This window comes from Pedococcus sp. P2_E2 (assembly GCF_056403955.1).
Window position 1 is genome coordinate 13,793 of the sequence record NZ_JBFUEM010000007.1, and the last position, 19,729, is coordinate 33,521.

General features: G+C 70.0%; 18 protein-coding genes. 8 read left to right on the forward strand and 10 right to left on the reverse strand.

The annotated features are described in order from the left end of the window. Positions 1 to 7 precede the first annotated feature (7 nt). The 3 genes from AC1DWR_RS15510 to AC1DWR_RS15520 are packed head-to-tail and all read left to right on the forward strand — an operon-like array spanning position 8 to position 2,797. Positions 8 to 820 (forward strand): LytR/AlgR family response regulator transcription factor, encoded by an 813-nt coding sequence (locus AC1DWR_RS15510; RefSeq protein ID WP_477613898.1) that lies wholly within the window; start codon positions 8 to 10, stop codon positions 818 to 820. Further along, positions 817 to 1,239, forward strand: coding sequence for a hypothetical protein (locus AC1DWR_RS15515; protein WP_477613899.1), 423 nt, complete (start codon positions 817 to 819; stop codon positions 1,237 to 1,239). The genes AC1DWR_RS15510 and AC1DWR_RS15515 overlap by 4 nt, the downstream gene beginning before the upstream one ends. A 31-nt stretch (positions 1,240 to 1,270) precedes the next feature. Further along, the gene (locus tag AC1DWR_RS15520; RefSeq protein ID WP_477613900.1) at positions 1,271 to 2,797 is read left to right on the forward strand and encodes a sodium/solute symporter; all 1,527 of its coding nucleotides are present in this window, start codon (positions 1,271 to 1,273) and stop codon (positions 2,795 to 2,797) included. 1 nt (position 2,798) lies between these two features. On the opposite strand, the gene AC1DWR_RS15525 is transcribed toward AC1DWR_RS15520, so the two are convergent. After that, positions 2,799 to 3,185: a type II toxin-antitoxin system death-on-curing family toxin gene (locus AC1DWR_RS15525; protein ID WP_477614603.1), complete on the reverse strand. Its 387-nt coding sequence runs from the start codon at positions 3,183 to 3,185 to the stop codon at positions 2,799 to 2,801. Then, positions 3,182 to 3,379, reverse strand: coding sequence for a ribbon-helix-helix protein, CopG family (locus AC1DWR_RS15530; RefSeq protein ID WP_477624742.1), 198 nt, complete (start codon positions 3,377 to 3,379; stop codon positions 3,182 to 3,184). Before AC1DWR_RS15530 ends, AC1DWR_RS15525 begins: the two co-directional genes overlap by 4 nt. Positions 3,380 to 3,611: 232 nt before the next feature. Between AC1DWR_RS15530 and AC1DWR_RS15535 the strand changes: the two genes are divergently transcribed. The 3 genes from AC1DWR_RS15535 (at position 3,612) to AC1DWR_RS15545 (ending at position 6,294) form a co-directional block, all read left to right on the forward strand. Then, entirely contained in the window at positions 3,612 to 3,944 is a 333-nt protein-coding gene (locus AC1DWR_RS15535; RefSeq protein WP_477614601.1) for a DUF485 domain-containing protein, read from the forward strand. Then, positions 3,941 to 5,590, forward strand: a complete 1,650-nt coding sequence (locus AC1DWR_RS15540) for a solute symporter family protein (RefSeq protein ID WP_477614600.1) — start codon at positions 3,941 to 3,943, stop codon at positions 5,588 to 5,590. The genes AC1DWR_RS15535 and AC1DWR_RS15540 overlap by 4 nt, the downstream gene beginning before the upstream one ends. Before the next feature lie 134 nt (positions 5,591 to 5,724). Further along, entirely contained in the window at positions 5,725 to 6,294 is a 570-nt protein-coding gene (locus tag AC1DWR_RS15545; RefSeq protein WP_477614599.1) for an AMIN-like domain-containing (lipo)protein, read from the forward strand. On the opposite strand, the gene AC1DWR_RS15550 is transcribed toward AC1DWR_RS15545, so the two are convergent. Next, complete coding sequence (locus AC1DWR_RS15550) at positions 6,269 to 7,165, reverse strand: hypothetical protein (RefSeq protein ID WP_477614598.1); 897 nt, start codon at positions 7,163 to 7,165, stop codon at positions 6,269 to 6,271. The genes AC1DWR_RS15545 and AC1DWR_RS15550 overlap by 26 nt on opposite strands. Positions 7,166 to 7,331: 166 nt before the next feature. Between AC1DWR_RS15550 and acs the strand changes: the two genes are divergently transcribed. Then, a complete protein-coding gene (gene acs, locus AC1DWR_RS15555; protein WP_477624743.1) occupies positions 7,332 to 9,293 on the forward strand; it encodes an acetate--CoA ligase in 1,962 nt (653 codons plus the stop codon). A 79-nt stretch (positions 9,294 to 9,372) separates the two neighbouring features. On the opposite strand, the gene AC1DWR_RS15560 is transcribed toward acs, so the two are convergent. From AC1DWR_RS15560 to AC1DWR_RS15570, 3 genes are all read right to left on the reverse strand, one after another. Then, positions 9,373 to 9,729: a VOC family protein gene (locus AC1DWR_RS15560; RefSeq protein WP_477614596.1), complete on the reverse strand. Its 357-nt coding sequence runs from the start codon at positions 9,727 to 9,729 to the stop codon at positions 9,373 to 9,375. Positions 9,730 to 9,739: 10 nt separating this feature from the next. Then, on the reverse strand, positions 9,740 to 10,534 hold the full coding sequence (locus tag AC1DWR_RS15565) for a glycerophosphodiester phosphodiesterase family protein (RefSeq protein ID WP_477614595.1): 795 nt from the start codon (positions 10,532 to 10,534) through the stop codon (positions 9,740 to 9,742). A gap of 102 nt (positions 10,535 to 10,636) precedes the next feature. Further along, positions 10,637 to 11,434, reverse strand: coding sequence for an IclR family transcriptional regulator (locus AC1DWR_RS15570; protein WP_477614594.1), 798 nt, complete (start codon positions 11,432 to 11,434; stop codon positions 10,637 to 10,639). Positions 11,435 to 11,572: 138 nt separating this feature from the next. Here AC1DWR_RS15570 and aceB point away from each other — a divergent pair, with 138 nt between their 5' ends. Next, positions 11,573 to 13,195 (forward strand): malate synthase A, encoded by a 1,623-nt coding sequence (aceB, locus tag AC1DWR_RS15575; RefSeq protein ID WP_477614630.1) that lies wholly within the window; start codon positions 11,573 to 11,575, stop codon positions 13,193 to 13,195. Positions 13,196 to 13,214: 19 nt separating this feature from the next. Here the strand turns inward: aceB and AC1DWR_RS15580 are convergent, their stop codons facing one another. From AC1DWR_RS15580 to AC1DWR_RS15595, 4 genes are read right to left on the reverse strand one after another with little or no spacing between them, the layout of a single operon-like run. Beyond that, complete coding sequence (locus AC1DWR_RS15580) at positions 13,215 to 14,525, reverse strand: guanine deaminase (protein WP_477614593.1); 1,311 nt, start codon at positions 14,523 to 14,525, stop codon at positions 13,215 to 13,217. Beyond that, the gene (gene xdhC, locus AC1DWR_RS15585) at positions 14,522 to 15,337 is read right to left on the reverse strand and encodes a xanthine dehydrogenase accessory protein XdhC (RefSeq protein ID WP_477614629.1); all 816 of its coding nucleotides are present in this window, start codon (positions 15,335 to 15,337) and stop codon (positions 14,522 to 14,524) included. Before xdhC ends, AC1DWR_RS15580 begins: the two co-directional genes overlap by 4 nt. 2 nt (positions 15,338 to 15,339) lie before the next feature. Continuing rightward, positions 15,340 to 17,796, reverse strand: coding sequence for a xanthine dehydrogenase molybdopterin binding subunit (gene xdhB / locus AC1DWR_RS15590; RefSeq protein WP_477614592.1), 2,457 nt, complete (start codon positions 17,794 to 17,796; stop codon positions 15,340 to 15,342). Then, the gene (locus AC1DWR_RS15595; RefSeq protein WP_477614591.1) at positions 17,793 to 19,340 is read right to left on the reverse strand and encodes a xanthine dehydrogenase small subunit; all 1,548 of its coding nucleotides are present in this window, start codon (positions 19,338 to 19,340) and stop codon (positions 17,793 to 17,795) included. Before AC1DWR_RS15595 ends, xdhB begins: the two co-directional genes overlap by 4 nt. Positions 19,341 to 19,729: the final 389 nt, after the last annotated feature.

The window sequence follows — 19,729 nt, forward strand, 5'->3', positions numbered from 1 at the left end:
CTCCCCCATGGCTGGCGCGCCCTCCGCCGACCCGGAGCCCCGCCGCCCGCAGGACGCCACCGTCGGCCCCGCGGGCGCAGCGCTGCGCGCGCTCGTCGTGGACGACGAAGCCCCTGCGCTCGAGGAGCTCAGCTGGCTGCTGCGCCAGGACCACCGCATCGCCGAGGTCATGACGGCCTCGAGCGGGGCCGACGCGCTGCGTTCGCTCGACGGCGGCAACATCGACGTCGTCTTCTCCGACATCTCCATGCCCGGGCTCGACGGCATGGAGCTCGCGCGGGTCATCGCGAGGTTCGTGGAGCGGCCCCAGGTCGTCTTCGTCACGGCCCACGACCAGCACGCCGTCGACGCGTTCGCCATCGACGCGACGGACTACGTCATGAAGCCGGTCCGGGCCGATCGCCTCGCGGAGGCAGTGCGTCGCGTCGTGGCGGCCGCCGACCCCGGGTCCGGGACCGCTACCGCGGCCGCCCCTGAGGACGAGACGATCGCCGTCGAGCTCGGCGGGGTCACCAGGTTCATCACCAGGAGCCAGATCCGCTACGCCCAGGCGCAGGGCGACTACGCCAGGCTGCACACCGAAGCCGGGTCCCACCTGGTGCGCATCCCACTCAGCACGCTCGAAGAGCGTTGGGCGGCAGCAGGATTCGTGCGCATTCACCGCAGCACCCTCGTGTCGCTGGCCCACATCAGGGAAGTTCGGATGGAGCACGGTCGCTGCAGCGTCGTCCTCGAGGGCGCGGAGCTCCAGGTCAGCCGACGACACACCCGCGAGCTGCGCGACCGCCTGCTCAGGGCCACCCCGCGCGTCACGTCGTGACCGGACCCGGCGACCAGGGACCGGACGCCGCGCCGGCGCAGCCCCACGGTCCGGCGCCCGTCCGGGTCCGGGTCACCAGCACCCGTCGCGACGCACCGACGCGGCGGGACCTGCGACCGCTCACCCGTGACATCGACGAACAGAGCACGCTGGGGGAGGTCTACATGGCCGGCCTGATGTCCGCCCAGCTGCGCCTAGCCCTGAGGGTGCTGGCGTTCGGGGCCGTCGGACTCGGCGGCCTGCCCCTGGTGTTCCTGCTGGTGCCGGCGACCCGCACGATGGCCCTGGGCCGCGTCCCACTGCCCTGGTTGGTCCTCGCGTTCGTCGTCTACCCGGTGGCGATCATCGTAGCGCGCTACTACGTGCGGGCGTCCGAACGGATCGAGGCGGAGTTCTCCCACGTCGTCCGGCGTCGCTGATGGACGCCGACCACCGGGCAGAGGAGGCGTCGTGAACCCGGCCTACGGGGTCGTCGCCATCGTCCTCATCTGCACCGTGACGCTGGCGATCGGCGCGTTCGGTCTGCGCCTGTCGAGAACGACGAGCGACTTCTACGTCGCCGGACGCACCGTGACCCCCTACCGCAACGCCAGTGCCATCGGTGGTGAATACCTTTCCGCGGCAAGCTTTCTCGGCATCGCCGGGTTGGTCTACACCAATGGCCTGGACATGCTGTGGTTCCCCGTCGGATACACCGTCGGCTACGTCGTCCTCCTCGTCCTCGTCGCCGCACCGTTGCGCCGCTCGGGCGCCTACACGCTGCCCGACTTCGCCGAGGCCCGGCTCGAGAGCACCGTGATCCGCAAGCTCTGCTCCGTGCTCGTCGTGGCGATCGGCTGGCTCTACCTCCTACCCCAGCTCCAGGGCGCGGGGCTGGCCCTGGCGACGGTCACCGGTGCCCCCACCTGGGTCGGCGGCCTGGTCGTCGCCGTCGTCGTGGTGGCCAACGTGGCGGCAGGGGGTATGCGGTCGATCACCCTCGTGCAGGCCGTCCAGTACTGGATCAAGCTGACCGCCATCGCCGTCCCGGCCTTCGTCCTGCTCGGTGTATGGCTGGGCGATGGCGCGCCCTCCCCCGCCATCGCCGAGAAGACCGCCTGGGCCGAGCCACTGAACGGCCTTGCAGGACAAGGCCATCCGGTCTACGCGACCTACAGCCTGCTGCTGGCACTCGCCCTCGGCACCATGGGTCTGCCGCACGTGCTGGTGCGGTTCTACACGAATCCCGACGGCAAGGCTGCACGACGCACCACCCTGACTGTGGTCGCCCTCCTCGGCGCCTTCTACCTCTTCCCGCCCCTCTACGGCATCCTCGGCCGCGTCTACATCCCCGAGCTGCCGGTGGGCACGGCCGCCGACACCCTCGTCCTGCGGCTGCCCGGGGCGATCGTCCCCGACGGGCTCGGTGAGGTGCTCTCGGCGGTGCTTGCAGGGGGCGCCTTCGCCGCGTTCCTGTCGACGGCGTCAGGTCTGACCATGTCGGTGGCCGGGGTGATCGACCAGGACCTGCTGCGCAGGCGGCTCGGTCGGATGACCGGCGACGACTTCACCGTGGCACAGGGCTTCCGGCTCGCGACGGTGCTGTCGGTCATCGTCCCGTATGCCGCGTCGAGACTGATCGAGCCGGTCGGCCTCGCGACCATGGTGAGCCTGGCGTTCGCGGTGGCCGCGTCCACGTTCTGCCCCCTCCTGGTGCTGGGATCCTGGTGGCGCGGCCTCAGCACCGTGGGAGCAGCAGCCGGCCTCGTGGTCGGCGGGACCCTGGCTGCCGTCGCGGTGGCCATCACGATCTTCGCCGGCCCGGTCCCGGGCTGGACCGGGGCGCTGCTCGGCCAGCCGGCAGCCTGGACGATCCCGATCTCCTTCGCCACCGCGGTCGTCGTGTCCCTCGCGACTCCGGGTCGCATCCCCCGGCACACCTCTCGCACCATGGTGCGGCTGCACACCCCCGAGGACCTGGCCCTCGACCGAGACTGAGCTAGCGGTCGCGAGACCAGGCCTCGGTGGCCTGCTCGAGTCGTTGGGCGATGTCGGAGATCTCGGCGTGCTCCCCCGTAGCCACCGCCATCACGAGGTCGTAGGCCGCGTCATTGGTGAGCCGGAGCTGCAGGCCGTTGGCGCCGTAGAAGGCCAGCATGGAGACGAAGCCCAGTCTCTTGTTGCCGTCGACGAGAGGATGGTTGTCGACCATCGACTGGAGCAGGGCCGCTGCCTTCTCGTGGAGCGTCGGGTAGGCATCCTCGCCGAAGACGGTCGTAGCCGGGCGGGCCACGGCACTCTGGAGGAGGCCGGCGTCACGCACCTGCACCTCACCCAGGACGCGCTCCGCGATGTGCAGGACGTCATCGAAGGTCAGCAGGATCACTGGCCGAGTCGCTCGATCGCGTCGGCGTAGCGGACCAGTTCGCGGTCGAGGACCGCGTCGACGATCTGTCGCCGGCCGGCCTGCTCGAGATAGCTCGACACGGCGTCGCGAGCAACCTCCTGCATCGAACGACCCTCCGCCTTGGCGCGTCGGCGCAGGGCCTCGGTCTCGTCCTCAGTCAGTCTCAGCGTCATGGCCATGATGTTATGGTATCACTCGTGACACCATCACAGATGGTCCACCAGCTGCGGCGAGACTCGCCGCTCGGCGCTCGACGGCGACCGTTCGGCGCAGCACCCCCTGCCACCCGGCGAGCGCAGACTCCGCACGGCGCGCGACCACGCGGCATACCTGCTGCTCAGGGGCTCGCAGCGGCACAGTGGCGACGATCGCGGGACCGGCCCGCGCCACCACAGGAGGTGTCCCGTGAGCAACGACGCTCGCACGGAGCACGACCCCTTTGTGGACCTGCAAGGGTCCGAGGAGTTCGCGGACCTGAGGTCCCGGTTCCGCAGGTTCGTCTTCCCCATGACCGCGCTGTTCCTGGCGTGGTACTTCCTCTACGTGCTGCTGTCGGTCTACGCGCCGGTGTTCATGGGCCACAAGGTGTTCGGCAACATCAACGTCGGCCTGATCCTCGGGCTCGGTCAGTTCGTGTCGACCTTCGTCATCACGATCCTCTACGTGCGCTGGGCCGACCGTGAGTTCGACCCGCGCGCCGCCGCACTCGCCACCACGATCGGGGAGGACCACCGATGAGCGCGCCCACCATTACCAGCCTCGCCCCCGCCGCCACGAACGTCGGCAGCCCGGCGCTCAACATCACGATCTTCGGCGTCTTCGTCCTGATCACTCTCGCGATCGTCATCCGGGCGTCGAAGAACAACCGCAGCGCGGCCGACTTCTACGCCGGTGGTCGTGCTTTCACCGGACGGCAGAACGGCATCGCGATCGCGGGCGACTACCTGTCGGCGGCCAGCTTCCTCGGCATCGCCGGGGCCATCGCCCTCAACGGCTACGACGGCTTCCTCTACTCGATCGGCTTCCTCGTCGCGTGGCTCGTCGCACTGCTCCTGGTCGCCGAGCTGCTGCGCAACGCGGGCAAGTACACGATGGCCGACGTCCTGTCGTTCCGCCTCAAGCAGCGGCCGGTCCGAATGGCTGCGGCGATCTCCACCCTCGCGGTCTGCTTCTTCTACCTGCTCGCGCAGATGGCCGGGGCGGGCGGTCTGGTGGCACTGCTGCTGGGCATCGACAAGAAGAGCGGCCAGTCCGTCGTCATCGCCGTCGTGGGGGTCATCATGATCGCCTACGTACTCATCGGCGGCATGAAGGGCACCACCTGGGTCCAGATCATCAAGGCCGTGCTGCTCATCATCGGCGCCGCCGTGATGTTCGTCTGGGTGCTGAGCAGGTTCGGGCTCAACCTCTCCCACCTGCTCGGTGAGGCCGTGACGAAGTCCGGAGGCAAGAAGGTCCTCGATCCCGGGCTGCAGTACGGGAAGAGCGGCCTGACCAAGCTCGACTTCATCTCGCTGTCGCTGGCCCTGGTGCTCGGCACCGCAGGCCTGCCGCACGTGCTGATGCGGTTCTACACCGTGCCCTCGTCGAAGGAGGCCCGCAAGTCGGTCGAGTGGGCGATCTGGCTGATCGGCATCTTCTACCTCTTTACCCTCGTCCTCGGGTACGGCGCCGCCGCACTCGTCGGGCCCAAGGCCATCGCGGCGGCTCCCGGCAAGGCCAACTCGGCCGCGCCACTGCTGGCCTACGAGCTCGGCGGTGAGCTGCTGCTCGGCCTCATCTCGGCCGTGGCGTTTGCGACCATCCTCGCGGTCGTCGCCGGTCTGACGATCACGGCGAGCGCGAGCCTGTCGCACGACATCTACAACTCGGTCATCAAGGAAGGCACCGCCTCTGCGGAGGACGAGGTCCGGGTCGCCCGCATCACCGCGGTCGTCATCGGCATCCTCGCGATCCTCGGCGGGATACTCGCCAACGGCCAGAACATCGCCTTCCTCGTCGCCCTCGCCTTCGCCATCGCGGCCTCGGCGAACCTGCCGACGATCCTGTACTCGTTGTTCTGGAAGCGGTTCAACACCCGAGGCGCGTTGTGGTCGATCTACGGTGGCCTCATCACCGCGCTGACGCTGATCGTCTTCAGCCCAGTGGTCTCGGGCAAACCGCCGGTCGCGCCGCTCACGACGAGCCCGTCGATGATCACGGACCCGACCGTGGACTTCCACTGGTTCCCGCTCGACAACCCCGGCATCGTCTCGATCCCGCTGGCCTTCATCCTGGGCTGGTTGGGCACCGTGACGAGCAAGGAGTACAACGCAGCCAAGTACGCCGAGATGGAGGTTCGCTCCCTCACCGGTCACGGCGCCGAGAAGGCGGTCGCGCACTAGGTCGACCACCCGGCACAGGGATCACCACGGTGCCGCGTCCCCGAACAGGGGGCGCGGCACCGTTGCCATTTGGTATGCCGGGTCAACCACCGGGCCGCGGACCGCGTCAGTGGTGTGTCCGAAGGGAGGACACCATGAACATCACGAAGCACAGCTCCACGCGACTGGCCATCCGGTCGCTCGTCATCGCCCTGGCGGCCGGCGTTGTCCCCGTCGTTGCCGCCACCACCTCCGCAGAGGCCGCACCCTACTGCGGGCTCACCTGGGGTTCGCTCGCCAAGAACTCCTCCACCATGGTCCCCGGCCCGCTCACGAACGTCAGGGCGGGACGGCACACCTGCTTCGACCGACTGGTGATCGACGTCAAGGGCAAGGCTCCCGGCTACACGGTGAAGTACGTGTCCAACGTCTTCACCGAGGGCCAGGGCGCGGTCGTGCCGCTGCGGGGTGGCGCCAAGCTCCTCGTCGTCACACGGGCACCGGCGTACACCTCGACGGGCACCGCGAGCTACCAGCCCGCCAACCAGCGCGAGCTGGTCAACGTCACCGGCTACACGACGTTCCGGCAGGTCGCGTGGGCCGGGACGTTCGAGGGTCAGACGTCGATGGGCCTGGGCGTCAGGGCACGGCTGCCGTTCCGGGCCTTCACGATCCACGACGCCACCGGCAGCAGGCTCGTCATCGACGTGGCCCACCGCTGGTAGGGGACGTCTCGTCGGTGTGGACATCCCGCGCGGGCGTTGTCCGGCGACGCAAGCCGCCGAGCAGCGCCCGCGTCGCTGCGACCAGCACCGCCAGCACGAGGGCTACGAGGAGCCAGCCGCTCGTGGACCGCACCAGGGACTCCGAGTAGCTCCACCACTGCGTTCGGAGGAAGTCCCATGACGACTCGGCGACCAGGCGCAGCTCCCCGCGCTTGGACCCGACGTTCATGCGCGGGTGGAGCACGTCCCAGCCATGGCTCAGCGACCGGGCCAGCAGAGAGAAGACCAGCCACGTCAACAGGATCCGGGCGACGCTGAGCAGGGTTGGCGCGACGCGCTGCAAGGTCGCCACCGCGAACGGCAGGGCCAGGGCCACCGCCAGCAGCAGCCCGTGCGGCCAGGTGGCCGGCGACAGCCCCGCCACGACGGCGAGCACCGTGGCCGCTCCCAGTGGCCCACTGTGCCCGCGGATGCCGAGCACGATGCCGCCGAGGGCCGCCGCCACCAGCAGGATCACCAGGACCTGGCGTTCGTCGGGGTACTCGTCAGTGGAGGGCGCGGAGAGGAGCCAGGCGAGCACGCTGAACAGCACGACGATGACGAAGCGTGGCCACGGGGAGCGCACGAGCAGCGAGACCGACGCAGCGGCCGCGGTCGCCCCCAGCAGGACGACGTCGCCGTTGATGGCCCTCAGCGGCAGGTGGAACCACGACGTCAGACCCCAGAAGCCGACCGGCCACCACAGGAGAGCTGCCAGCAGCATGGCCACCTCTGGCCAGACGCGGCCAGCCACAGCCCTGCCACGCTCGAGCGTGCTGGGCGTTGCGGTCTCGGAACCGGCGTCAGAGGTGGAGTTCCTCGCGGTGCTCACGCCACCAGAGGCTAGCCGCTTGCCGCTCCCAACGTCCGTCGATCGATCAACGCGACCACTCCCCTTGATGCGCGGCCCGGATGCGGGTTGGCTTGGGGTGTCACCGCGACTGCGACGCCGGATCTGCCGACGACGTCGCCTGCCAACGCCGCCAGGAGGAACCACCGTGTCCGACACCTTGTCCACGAGCCAGACCGAGGGTCGGGATCTGTCTCCCAGCCCCGAGTTCGCCGCCCAGGCCAACGGCCAGGCGGACCTCTACGACGCGGCGGACGAGGACTTCGAGGGCTTCTGGGCCGACCAGGCCCGGCAGCGTCTCACGTGGGCCAAGGACTTCGACCAGACCCTCGACTGGAGCGGTGCGCCGTTCGCCAAGTGGTACGTCGGCGGTGAGGTCAACGCGGCCTACAACTGTGTCGACCGGCACGTGGAGGCGGGCAACGGCGACCGCGTCGCCATCCACTTCGAGGGAGAGGGCGGGGACTCCCGCACCATCACGTATGCCGAGCTGCAGCGTGACGTGGCCAAGGCCGCCAATGCCCTTGAGTCCCTTGGGGTTTCGAAGGGCGATCGCGTGGCGATCTACCTGCCGATGATCCCCGAGGCAGTGGCGGCGATGCTCGCGTGCGCGCGCATCGGCGCCCCGCACTCGGTGGTGTTCGGCGGGTTCTCGGCCGACGCCCTGCGCACCCGCATCGCCGACGCCGAGGCCAAGCTGGTGATCACCGCTGACGGCCAGTTCCGCCGAGGCAAGTCCGCCCCGCTCAAGCCCGCCGTCGACGCCRCCGTCGAGGGCGAGACAACCGTCGAGAAGGTCCTGGTCGTGCAACGCACCAAGGACGAGGTCGAGTGGAACGACGACCGCGACGTCTGGTGGCACGACGTCGTCGACTCCGCGAGCGACCAGCACGAGGCGGTCGCCCACGACAGCGAGCACCCGCTCTTCATCCTCTACACGTCGGGGACCACGGGGAAGCCGAAGGGCATCTTCCACACCACGGGCGGCTACCTGACCCAGGCGGCATACACGAACTCGGTCGTGCACGACGTGCACCCGGAGACGGATGTCTACTGGTGCACGGCCGACATCGGCTGGGTGACCGGCCACTCCTACATCGTCTACGGACCGCTGGCCAACGGCGCGACCCAGGTGATCTACGAGGGCACGCCGGACACCCCGCACCAGGGCCGCTGGTGGGAGATCGTTCAGAAGTACGGCGTGACGATCCTCTACACCGCGCCCACCGCGATCCGGACCTTCATGAAGTGGGGCGACGACATCCCCGCGAAGTTCGACCTGTCGTCACTGCGGCTGCTCGGCTCGGTCGGTGAGCCGATCAACCCCGAGGCGTGGCTGTGGTACCGCAAGAACATCGGTGGCGGCCACTGCCCCATCGTCGACACGTGGTGGCAGACCGAGACCGGCGGCATCATGATCAGCCCGCTGCCGGGAGTCACGAGCCTCGAACCCGGTTCGGCGCAGCGACCGATCCCCGGCATCAGCGCCGAGATCCTCGACGACGAAGGCCAGCCGCTGCACGACCCCGAGGCGGTGGGCTACCTCGTGCTGACCAAGCCGTGGCCGGGCATGCTGCGGGGCATCTGGGGTGACCCGGAGCGCTACAAGGAGACCTACTGGTCGCGGTTCGGGCCGAAGTACTACTTCGCCGGGGACGGCGCGAAGTACGACGCCAACAACAACATCTGGCTGCTCGGCCGCGTCGACGACGTCATGAACGTGTCGGGCCACCGGCTGTCGACCGCCGAGATCGAGTCGGCTCTCGTGTCGCACCCGTCGGTGGCCGAGGCCGCCGTCGTGGGCGCGACCGACGAGACGACCGGTCAGGCCGTGGTGGCGTTCGTCATCCTGCGCGGCGGATCCGAGGACCACGGTGACGAGACGGTGCAGGAGCTGCGCAACCACGTGGCCAAGGAGATCGGCCCGATCGCCAAGCCCCGCTCGATCATGGTCGTGTCAGAGCTGCCCAAGACGAGGTCGGGCAAGATCATGCGACGGCTGCTGCGCGACGTCGCCGAGAACCGCGAGGTCGGCGACGTCACTACCCTGGCCGACTCGTCGGTCATGGGCCTGATCAAGGAAGGCATGAGCTCCGGCAAGGAGGACTGACGACTTCCCTACCGCACCACTGCATTTCGGTATGCCGCGGACCCACCTGGCGTCCGCGGCATACCTGTCTCTTGTGGTATCAGCTGGTGCAGAGGCAGAACGGGTGGCCGGCCGGGTCGAGGAAGACCCGGAAGGTCGTCCCCGGCTGGTGGTCGTGCTTGGTCGCACCGAGCGCGACCACGTCGGCCTCGCCGGTGTCGAGGTCCTCGACCACCACGTCGAGGTGCATCTGCTGGGGGACGTCCTGGCCGGGCCAGACGGGAGCCCGGTAGTCGTCGACCTGCTGGAAGCAGATGCACTGCCCGTAGTCGGCGCGGATCTCGAACCAGTCGCCCTCGTTCTTGACGGACCAGTCGAGCATGGTGCCGTAGAAGGTCGCCAGGGCTTCGGCATCGGGGCAGTCGAGGACGATGGTGGGAAAGCGCGCGATAGCCATGTCGCGCAGGCTATTGCGGGTTCCGGACGATCCGCGACCTGATGTCGCCCATGGGCAGCCACTGGTCGCGAGCCACCAGCACCTCGCGCAGCAGATCGGGTCGGTCGGTGATGATCCCGTCGACGCCGGCGTCGAGCAGCCGCACCATCGACGGCTGGTCGTTGACGGTCCACACCACGACCTTCACGCCGATCCCGTGCGCCCCCGTCACCAACCGTTCGACGAAGACCGGCACCCGCCCGAGCTTGAGCGGCACGTGCGCGAACTCGGCTGTCGCGAAGCGGCGAGCGGGCGGCATACCGGCATGGGCCGTGGTGACCACCGCGGCCAGGGAGCGCCAGCCCAGGGCGGTCCGCACTCCGGGCGCCTCGGCCCGGACGACATCGAGCCAACCGTCCCAGGCTCCGGCCACGCAGACCCTGTCTCGGAAGTCACTGTGCTGCAACAGCTTCCCCAAGGGACCGATCGCCGCCTGGTCCTTCAGGTCGACGGTGAAGTTGGCATCGGGGAAGGCTTCGAGCGCGTCGGCCAGGGTCGGGATCGGCTCTCGCCCAGCCACCCGCACCCCACGCAACGACGCGAGGGTATGCCGCGCGAGCGGCCCGCGTGCGTCCGTCACGCGGTCGAGGGTCGAGTCGTGGAAGCAGACCAGCGCGCCGTCGGCGGTCAGTCGCACGTCGGTCTCGAGGTATCGCACCCCCAGGGCCGACGCGAGGGCGAACGCGGCGACGGTGTTCTCCGGGGCGAGGGCGGCACCCCCGCGGTGGGCGAGGGCGAGCGGGATGGACTCCGTGCCGTAGGCCATGACTCCAGCGTGCCGAACGCTCGGGGGCCCCGAGCGCGGAAACCGGCGTCTGGCACCAATGTTCACATCACGGAGGGCAACCGTTCGCCCGATGCTGACGCGCTAGACGGTTGCGCCCCGCATCTCGGCCGAGATCGCTGCCGCGACAGCGTGCATCGGCGTCGTCGCACTCTCGATGAACGCGTCCGTCATGCGCGGCAGCGGGCCGGACACGGACAGCGCCAACGGCTGGGGTGAGCCGGGGATGGCGACGGCCACGCAGCGGACGCCGACCTCCTGCTCCCCCTCGTCGAGCGCGTAGCCGCGCTCACGGGTGCGACCCAGCTCGGCCGCGAACGCCTCGGGATCGGTGATGGTGTGCTCGGTGCGCGCCGGCATGCCCGTGCGCGCGAGGATGGCCCGCACGGCCTCGGGGTCCATGTCGGCCATGATCGCCTTGCCGACGCCGGTGGAGTGCGGCAGCACGCGACGACCGACCTCGGTGAACATCCGCATGGAGTTGCGGCTGGCCATCACCTGGCCGATGTAGACCACCTGGTCGCCGTCGAGCATCGCGAGGTTGACCGACTCGCCGAGCTCGTGGGCGAGTCGCTCCATGTGCGGCCGCGCCCACCGGCTCACCATCCGGGACGTCGTCTCCCCCAGCCGGATCAGGCGCGGGCCGAGGGAGTACTGGCGGGAGGCCTCCTGGCGCACGTACCCGAGGTCGACGAGGGTCCGCACGAGGCGGTGGATCGTGGGCAGTGGCAGCTGCGCGTCGTTCGCGAGCTGCGACAGGCTGATCACGCCGCCGGCGTCGGCCATCGTCTCGAGGATCGCGAACGCGCGCTCGAGCGACTGGACGCCACCGCCTGTCTTCGCGGGCGTCGCCGCGTCCTCGACGGTCGGTTGGGTGCTCATATATCTCTCCCCAGTCCTTCCCGAATGAGAAGAAGATTTCGTATCATGGAACAATCGTAGTCTGTGAGCCGCCACCGCGGCACGCGACACCACCGACTTCTCCCGAGGATGCGCATGTCCCAGCCCACCACGCCCACCATGCAGCCCGTGCCCACCGTCGTCGTCGACGCCCCCCACGACGTCGAGCGGAGCTCGGAGATCCTGAGCCCCGAGGCCTTGGCCTTCCTCGCGGAGCTGCAGTCGAGGTTCGGTGACCGTCGGGACGAGCTGCTCGAGGCACGACGCTCACGCCGGGCAGAGGTGTCGAGGACCGGACGACTGGACTTCCTCGACGAGACGCGCGAGGTGCGCGAGGGCGACTGGACGGTGGCGTCGGCCCCGGCCGACTTCGCCGACCGTCGCGTGGAGATCACCGGCCCGACCGAGCGCAAGATGGCGATCAACGCCCTCAACTCCGGCGCCAAGGTGTGGCTCGCCGACCTCGAGGACGCCAACACGCCCCACTGGGACAACGTGATCGGCGGCCAGGTCAGCCTCTACGACGCGGTCCGCCGCACCATTGAGCTCACCGCCCCCAACGGCAAGCACTACGAGCTCAAGGACCCGGGCGGCATACCCGTCATCGTGCCGCGCCCGCGCGGCTGGCACTTCGACGAGGAGCACCTCACCCTCGACGGACGGCCGCTGGTCGGCGCCCTGGTCGACTTCGGCCTCTACTTCTTCCACAACGCCGCCGAGCTCCTGGCGCGCGGAAGTGGCCCCTACTTCTATCTGCCCAAGATGGAGTCGCACCTCGAGGCACGGCTCTGGAACGACGTCTTCACCTTCGCGCAGGAGTCGCTCGGCATCCCCCACGGCACGGTGCGTGCGACGGTGCTCATCGAGACGATCCCCGCGGCCTTCGAGATGGACGAGATCCTCTACGAGCTGCGCGACCACGCCGCCGGGCTCAACGCCGGTCGGTGGGACTACCTGTTCTCGATCATCAAGTACTTCCGGGACTCGGGGCCGTCGTTCACCCTGCCCGACCGCAACGCCGTGACGATGAACGCGCCGATGATGAAGGCCTACAGCGACCTGCTCGTGCAGACCTGCCACAAGCGCGGGGCGTTCGCGATCGGTGGCATGGCGGCGTTCATCCCCAGCAAGGACCCGTCGGTCAACGAGGCGGCGTTTGCCAAGGTGCGAGCCGACAAGGAGCGTGAGGTCGGCGCGGGCTTCGACGGCTCGTGGGTCGCACACCCGGGCATGGTCGAGCTGTGCAAGGAGATCTTCACCGACGTCCTCGGCGACTCGTCCAACCAGCTCGACAAGCGGCGCGACGACGTCTCGGTCACCGGCGCGGACCTGCTGGATGCGTCCTCCACCCCGGGCGACCGGACGCTGGATGGCTTGCGGGGCAACGTCTCCGTCGGCATCCAGTACCTCCAGGCGTGGCTGCTCGGCAACGGCGCGGTCGCGATCCACAACCTGATGGAGGATGCCGCGACCGCCGAGATCTCACGCAGCCAGATCTGGCAGTGGCTCAACTCGGGCGCCACCCTCGCGTCCGGCGAGACCGTCACCCGAGAGCTCGTCGACGAGGTCGTGGAGAGCGAGTATGCCGCCCTGGTCGACGCCGTGGGCGACGACGAGACCGCGCGGGGTGCGTTGGAGACGGCGCGCAGGTTGTTCGTCGAGTGCGCGCTCGACCCCGACTTCCCCGACTTCCTGACGCTCCCGGCCTACGCCGAGGTCCTGAAGGCCGAGCGCGCCTCCTGACCGGTTCGATGTAGCCCTGTCAGGTGCGGCGGGGCATCCGCCAGCGACCGGCGGCGATCTGGTCACCTCCGACCCAGACACCGCCGATGTCGGACGTCGTGCCGAGCGCGAACACCTTCGAGAGCGCGTCGTCGGCCGACTTGGCGTTGCCGAGCCCGACGGCGAGCGGGTCGCCGGCCTCCGGCAGCAGCCAGATCGCGTCGAACTGCTTGCCCACCGACAGGTCTCCCACCTCGTGCTCGAGGCCCAGTGCACGGGCACCGGCGGCGGTGCACAGCCAGAGCAGGTGCGCCGACGTGAGGGGCAGGCCCGAGTCGCCGAGCAGGCGCTGCATGAAGTAGGCCTGCAGACCCTCCTTGAGCATCGAGAATCCCGTGCCGGCACCGACGTCCGAGCCCATCGCCACCCGTACGCCGGCCTCGACGTGCCGGCGCAGCGGGAACAGCCCGCTGCCGAGGGCTGAGTTGCTCGTCGGGCAGTGCGCGACCGAGGCTCCGCGCGCCGCCAGGGTCGCGAGCTCGGGATCGGTCGGGTGGACGTTGTGGGCCAGCACGGACCGTGGGGTCACGAGCCCGTGCTTGTCATAGGTGTCGACGTAGGACGCGCCGTCGAACAGCCCGGCGACCTCCTTCACCTCGGCGGTGTTCTCGTTGACGTGCGAGGTGAACCAGGCCCCGTCGACCTCGCCGAACGTCGCGGCACAGGACTCGAGGATCGCGTCGCTGGCCGACAGGGAGAAGCGCGGCGTCACGGCATACCGGAGGCGGCCCTTGCCGTGCCAGCGCGAGGCGAGGTCGCGCGACTCCTGGTACGCCCGGTCGGGGGTGGTGAGCAGCGGCTCGGGGAGGATCCGGTCGGAGGTGACCAGGCCCGTCGTGACCCGCAGCCCCCAGAGGTCAGCGGCTTCGAACATGACGTCGACCGCCGAGGCGAAGTGCGACCCGAACACGAGGGCAGTGGTGGTGCCGGCGTCGACGAGCCCGGTGACGAAGTCCCTGGCCACGCCACGCGCCATGTCCACGTCGGCCAGCCGCATCTCCTCCGGCAGCGCGCACTGGTCGAGCCAGTCGAGCAGGGGCATGCCCAGCCCGCCGATGACGCGCACCTGCGGGAAGTGGACGTGGGTGTCGACCAACCCGGGCAGGACCATCCCCTCGCGCAGGTCGAGGACGTCCTCGTCGGGGTGCTCGGCGCGCAGGGTCGCGAAGGCACCGCGAGCCACGATCACCCCGCCCTCGACGAGCAGGCCGCAGTCGTCCTGGGCGCGCAGGGCGCCACCGGTGAAGGGGTCGTCGGGGGTGTCGAGCACAGTGGCCCGGAAGAGCGTCATCGAGGCACTCGCGAGGACTCGGACTCGAACACCCTCACGAGGTCGGCGGCGACACTCAGGGCGATGGTCGCCGGGTCCTTGCCGGTGAGGTCGGCGACACCGATCGGGGTCTGGATGCGCGCGAGATCGGCGTCCGAATGTCCTTCTGCCGCAAGGCGTTGGCGAAAGCGGGACCACTTGGCCGACGAGCCGATGAGCCCGATCGAGCCGAGGTGCTCGCACCGCAGGGCGCCGTCGCACAGAGCCGCGTCCTCCGCGTGGTCGTGGGTCATGACGAGGACATGCGTGCCGTGGGGCACCTGGCCCAGGACCAGCTCGGGGACGGGGGCGTGGTGGACGTGGACCCTGGCCGTCGAGTCGTCGAGGACGTCGAGCCGGTCGTGTCCGAGCTGGTCGGCGCGCGAGTCGACGAGGTGGAGCTCGAGGTCGTGACGGGCGAGGATCCGGGCGAGCTCGAGCCCGACGTGGCCGATCCCGAAGATCGCGACCGCCGGCACCACCGCGAGCGGCTCGAGGAGGACCTGCACCTCGCCACCGCAGCACTGCTGACCATGTTCTGCGGGCGCCTTGTCGTTGAGGGACAACGAGATCTGCTCAGGGACGGCCACGGACTCGGCGAGCATCGTGCGGGCGCGGGCGACCGCGGTGGCCTCGAGGTTGCCGCCGCCGATGCTGCCCCAGGTGGCACCCACGCCGACGACCATCTTGGCCCCGGCCTCACGCGGCGAGTGTCCGCGCACCGAGGTCAGCGTGACGAGGACGCCCGGCCGGCGCTCGCGACGCAGGCGCTCGACGGCCGAGAGCCACTCCACGGTCACGTCCCCGCCCTGGCCGGCTGGGCGGCCTGCTCGGAACGCGGCCGCAGGGGTGCGGCGTCGGGGTCGGGCTGGTCGGGGACCACGCCCGGCGCACCCTCGACCATCGCAGTCATGTGGGGCGGCTCCGCGCCGCCCCGGGCCTCCCGAACGGCCCAGAAGACTGCCTCCGGGGTCGCCGGGGACGCGAGGTCGACCGACGTTCCGGCCGGACCGAAGGCGGCTGCAGCCTCGCGCAGCGCCTCACGCACCGAGAACGCCAGCATCAGCGGCGGCTCACCGACCGCCTTCGAGCCGTAGACGGCGCCGTCCTCGTGGGCGCGCTCGAGCAGCGCCACGTTGAAGACCTCGGGCATCTCGGAGAAGCTCGGGAGCTTGTAGGTGCTCGCCGCCTGGGTGGCCAACCGACCACGGGACGGCCGGTCCGACTCGTCCCAGCGCAGGTCCTCAAGCGTCAGCCAGCCGGCACCCTGGACGAACGCACCCTCGACCTGGCCGATGTCCACCAGGGGCGAGAGGGAGTCGCCCACGTCGTGCACGATGTCGACGCGCCGCAACCGGTAGGCGCCGGTGAACTCGTCGACCTCGACCTCGCTCGCCGCCACGCCGTAGGAGAAGTACTTGAAGGGCGACCCGTGCATCGCGGAGGAGTCCCAGTGCAGCCCCTCGGTGCGGTAGAAGCCCGCAGCCCAGAGCTGGATCCGTTGGAAGTAGGCCTGGTTGACGAGGTCCGCCCACGGCACGGTGGCGCCGCCGCCGACCTTGCCCACGTGCCCGTCGCTGAACCGCACGTCGGCCGGGTGCGCCCCGAGTCGTCCGGCGGCAACAGCCCGCAGCCGCTCGATGATCTGCTCGCAGGCGTCCTTGACCGCGCCACCGTTGAGGTCGGCACCGGAGCTGGCGGCCGTCGCTGACGTGTTCGGCACCTTGTCGGTGCGCGTCGGTGCGAGCCGGACGGTCGACAGCGGCACCCCCAGCGTGGTGGCCGCGACCTGGAGCATCTTCGTGTGCAGGCCCTGACCCATCTCGGTGCCACCGTGGGTGATGAGCACCGACCCGTCCTTGTAGACGTGGACGAGCGCGCCGGCCTGGTTGAACGAGGTGAAGTTGAACGAGATGCCGAACTTCACCGGCGTCATCGCCAGGGCACGCTTGGAGTGCTCGTGCGAGGCGTTGTATGCCGCGATCTCGGCCTTGCGCGCCGCGATGTCACCGGTGGTGAGCACCTGCTCCCAGCAGGTCGCGACCCGCTCGGGGTGGCGGACCGGCTGGCCGTAGGGAGTGGACTGACCGTCGACGTAGAAGTTGCGTGACCGCAGCTCGATCGGGTCGATGCCCAGCTGGGGGGCGCATCGGCCAAGGATGTCCTCGATGACGAGCATCCCCTGTGGGCCGCCGAAGCCACGGAACGCGGTCTGGCTGGTCTTGTGGGTCTTGGCGATCCGGCCGTTCACCCGCACGTTGGGGATCCAGTAGGCGTTGTCGATGTGGCACAGGGCCCGGGCCAGCACGGGCTCGGAGAGGTCGAGGCTCCACCCACCGTCGGAAGTCAGCGTGGCGTCGAGCGCCTGCAGCATTCCGTTGTCGTCGAAGGCAACCCGCCACTGGGCGTGGAACCCGTGCCGCTTGCCCGACATGGTCATGTCCTGCGTGCGGTTGAGCCGCAGCCGCACCGGGCGGCCGGTGAGCGTCGCGCCGAGGGCCGCGATCGCGGCATACCCGTGGGGCTGCATCTCCTTGCCCCCGAAGCCGCCACCCATCCGCAGGCACTGGACGGTGACCGCGTGACTCGGCAGCCCGAGCACGTGCGCGACGATGTCCTGCGTCTCGGTCGGGTGCTGCGTCGAGCTCTGGACGAAGATCTGCCCGTTCTCGTCCACGAGGGCGATCGAGCAGTGCGTCTCGAGGTAGAAGTGCTCCTGCCCCGCGAACTCGAACTCGCCGCTGTAGACGTGGGCCGCTCCGGCGAACCCTGCCTCGATGTCGCCGCGCTCCATGTGCGGCTGCCCGCCCTGGAAGCTCCCGGCCTCGATCGCCTCGTGGACGGTCACCAGGGACGGCAGCGGCTCGTAGTCGACCTCGACCGCGAGCGAGCCCAGCCGTGCGGCTTCCAGGGTCTCGCCGAGCACCCAGCACACCGCGTGACCGAAGAACATGACCTCCGACGGGAACAGCGGCTCGTCGTGCTTGACCCCGGCATCGTTGACGCCCGGGACGTCGTCGGCGGTGAGGACGCGCACGACGCCCGGGACCTCCAGCGCCGGCGCCGTGTCGAGGCGGGTGACGCGGGCATGGGCGTGCGGCGCCTGCACCGGGTGGGCGTGCAGGATCCCGTGCGTACGGACCGCGAGGTCGTCGGTGTACAGCGCCTCTCCCGTCACGTGCAGCGATGCCGCCTCGTGCGGGATCTCTTGGCCGACAACGGGATTGGCTGGGCGTTCGGACAGGGCGCTCATGCTCCGACCTCCTGTTGGGTCGCGGTCTCGGCGTGCAGCTTGAGGAGGGCGGTGCCCAGCGTCGCCGTGCGGTATGCCGCGCTGGCCCGGTGGTCGTCCATCGGCGTGCCTTCGCCGCGCATCACGTCCGCAGCCTCGCGGGCGACCTCGGCGCTCCACGCCCGACCCTCGAGGGCAGCCTCGGTGGCCAGCGCGCGGATGGGGGTGGCGGCCACGCCACCGAGGCCGATCCGCGCCTTGACGACGACGCCGTCGCGGAGGTCGAGCGCGAAGCCGACGGCGACGCTGGAGATGTCGTCGAACCGTCGCTTGGCGATCTTGTGGAAGGCCGTGACCTCGCTGAGCGGCAGCGGGATCCGCACGGCGCGGATCAGCTCGCCCTCTCGCTTGAGCGTCTGGCGGTAGCCCGTGAAGTAGTCGGCCAGGGGCACCTCGCGCTCCCCGTCGGTCGAGGCGAGCAGCACCGTCGCCTCGAGGGCGAGCAGGGCAGGAGGCGTGTCACCGATGGGCGACCCCGTGCCGAGGTTGCCGCCGATGGTCGCGCCGTTGCGGATCAGGCGCGAGGCGAACTGCGGGAACATCTTGTCCAGCAACGGGACTCGTCCGGCGAGCCCCCGCTCCACCTCGCTCAGGCTGAGGGCGGCACCGATCTCCACCGCGTCGTCACCGAGTTCGAGCGTCCGCAGCTCCGGCAGCCGGTCGATGCCGATCGCGAAGGGGGTCCGCGAACCACGGAGGTTGACCTCGACGCCCCAGTCGGTGGAGCCGGCCACCAGGACGGCGTCGGGGTGCTCGGACAGCAGGGCCAGCGCCTCGGAGAGGTCGCCGGGGCGGGCGTAGGTCCCGGTGGGGCCGTCGAGCCGCGTGGCGCGGGCGGCGGGGGGCGCGGCAGCCAGCCGCGCGGCATACGGGTCGTCGGCGGCGGGCTCGCCGAGGGCGTAGGCGGCGTCGCGGATGGGTCGGTAGCCGGTGCAGCGGCACAGGTTGCCCGAGAGTGCGTGCAGGTCGAAGCCGTTGGGTCCGTGTTCGTGGTCGGGAGCGGCACCCGGGTCGTTCGCTGTGTGGCCCTGGGCAGCCTCGGTTGCACGCTCGTGGCCGTTCTGCGACGGGTCCGGAGCGGCCGCAGCGGTGGCACACCGACCCTCGCGGTAGTACTCGGCGGCCATGCTGCAGATGAACCCCGGCGTGCAGTAGCCGCACTGGGACCCGCCGCGGACAGCCATCTCACGCTGCACCGGGTGGAGGGCGTCGGGGCGGCCGAGTCCCTCTGAGGTGACGACCTCCTGGCCGTCGAGCGCCGCGACCGGGACGAGGCACGCGTTGATGGCGGTCCACTGGGTGCAGGACCCCTCGGTGGGTCGGGCCACCATGATCGAGCAGGCGCCGCACTCTCCCTCGGCGCAGCCCTCCTTGGCACCGGTCAGGCCCTGGGCCCGGAGCCAGTCGAGGGCCGTGGTGCTCGGGTCGGTGCCGTCGAGCGCGCTGGGCGCACCGTTGACCGTGACACTGTGCTCTTCAACAGCGTGAGTGTTGGTTGACGCCATGGTGACTCCCGTCGCCCCAATCCTTGGGGACCATCATCCCCCAGGCGTCGCCACCTGGGGGCATGGTTGCTGACAGGAGTGGGTCCGCCGGTTATCCATGCCGAACGACGGCCCTGTCGTTGGTTCCCGAGCAGGATAGGCCTCAACAAACTGTTGAATCAAGGGTTTCGGCCGACCATTCCGCGCGCTGGACGAACGTGCCCGCCTTCGGGACTTGTTGCCGCCAGGTGGTCACCGGACCCCCATTTCCGCCCACGCGTGACGATCTGCGCGCAACACGTGCCCGCCGTCGGGACTTGTTGCCGCCAGGTGGTCACAGGCCCCCCATTTCCGCCCACCCGCGACGATCTGCGCGCAACACGTCCCCACCGCCGGGACTTGTTGCCGCC

Bases quoted from the DNA above. Each gene is read 5' to 3' on its own strand.
- AC1DWR_RS15510 (WP_477613898.1), top strand. From the start codon at position 8: ATGGCTGGCGCGCCCTCCGCCGACCCGGAGCCCCGCCGCCCGCAGGAC.
- AC1DWR_RS15530 (WP_477624742.1), bottom strand. From the start codon at position 3,379: ATGACGCTGAGACTGACTGAGGACGAGACCGAGGCCCTGCGCCGACGC.
- AC1DWR_RS15540 (WP_477614600.1), top strand. From the start codon at position 3,941: ATGAGCGCGCCCACCATTACCAGCCTCGCCCCCGCCGCCACGAACGTC.
- AC1DWR_RS15545 (WP_477614599.1), top strand. From the start codon at position 5,725: ATGAACATCACGAAGCACAGCTCCACGCGACTGGCCATCCGGTCGCTC.
- AC1DWR_RS15560 (WP_477614596.1), bottom strand. From the start codon at position 9,729: ATGGCTATCGCGCGCTTTCCCACCATCGTCCTCGACTGCCCCGATGCC.
- AC1DWR_RS15565 (WP_477614595.1), bottom strand. From the start codon at position 10,534: ATGGCCTACGGCACGGAGTCCATCCCGCTCGCCCTCGCCCACCGCGGG.
- AC1DWR_RS15570 (WP_477614594.1), bottom strand. From the start codon at position 11,434: ATGAGCACCCAACCGACCGTCGAGGACGCGGCGACGCCCGCGAAGACA.
- aceB (WP_477614630.1), top strand. From the start codon at position 11,573: ATGCAGCCCGTGCCCACCGTCGTCGTCGACGCCCCCCACGACGTCGAG.
- AC1DWR_RS15580 (WP_477614593.1), bottom strand. From the start codon at position 14,525: ATGACGCTCTTCCGGGCCACTGTGCTCGACACCCCCGACGACCCCTTC.
- xdhB (WP_477614592.1), bottom strand. From the start codon at position 17,796: ATGAGCGCCCTGTCCGAACGCCCAGCCAATCCCGTTGTCGGCCAAGAG.
- AC1DWR_RS15595 (WP_477614591.1), bottom strand. From the start codon at position 19,340: ATGGCGTCAACCAACACTCACGCTGTTGAAGAGCACAGTGTCACGGTC.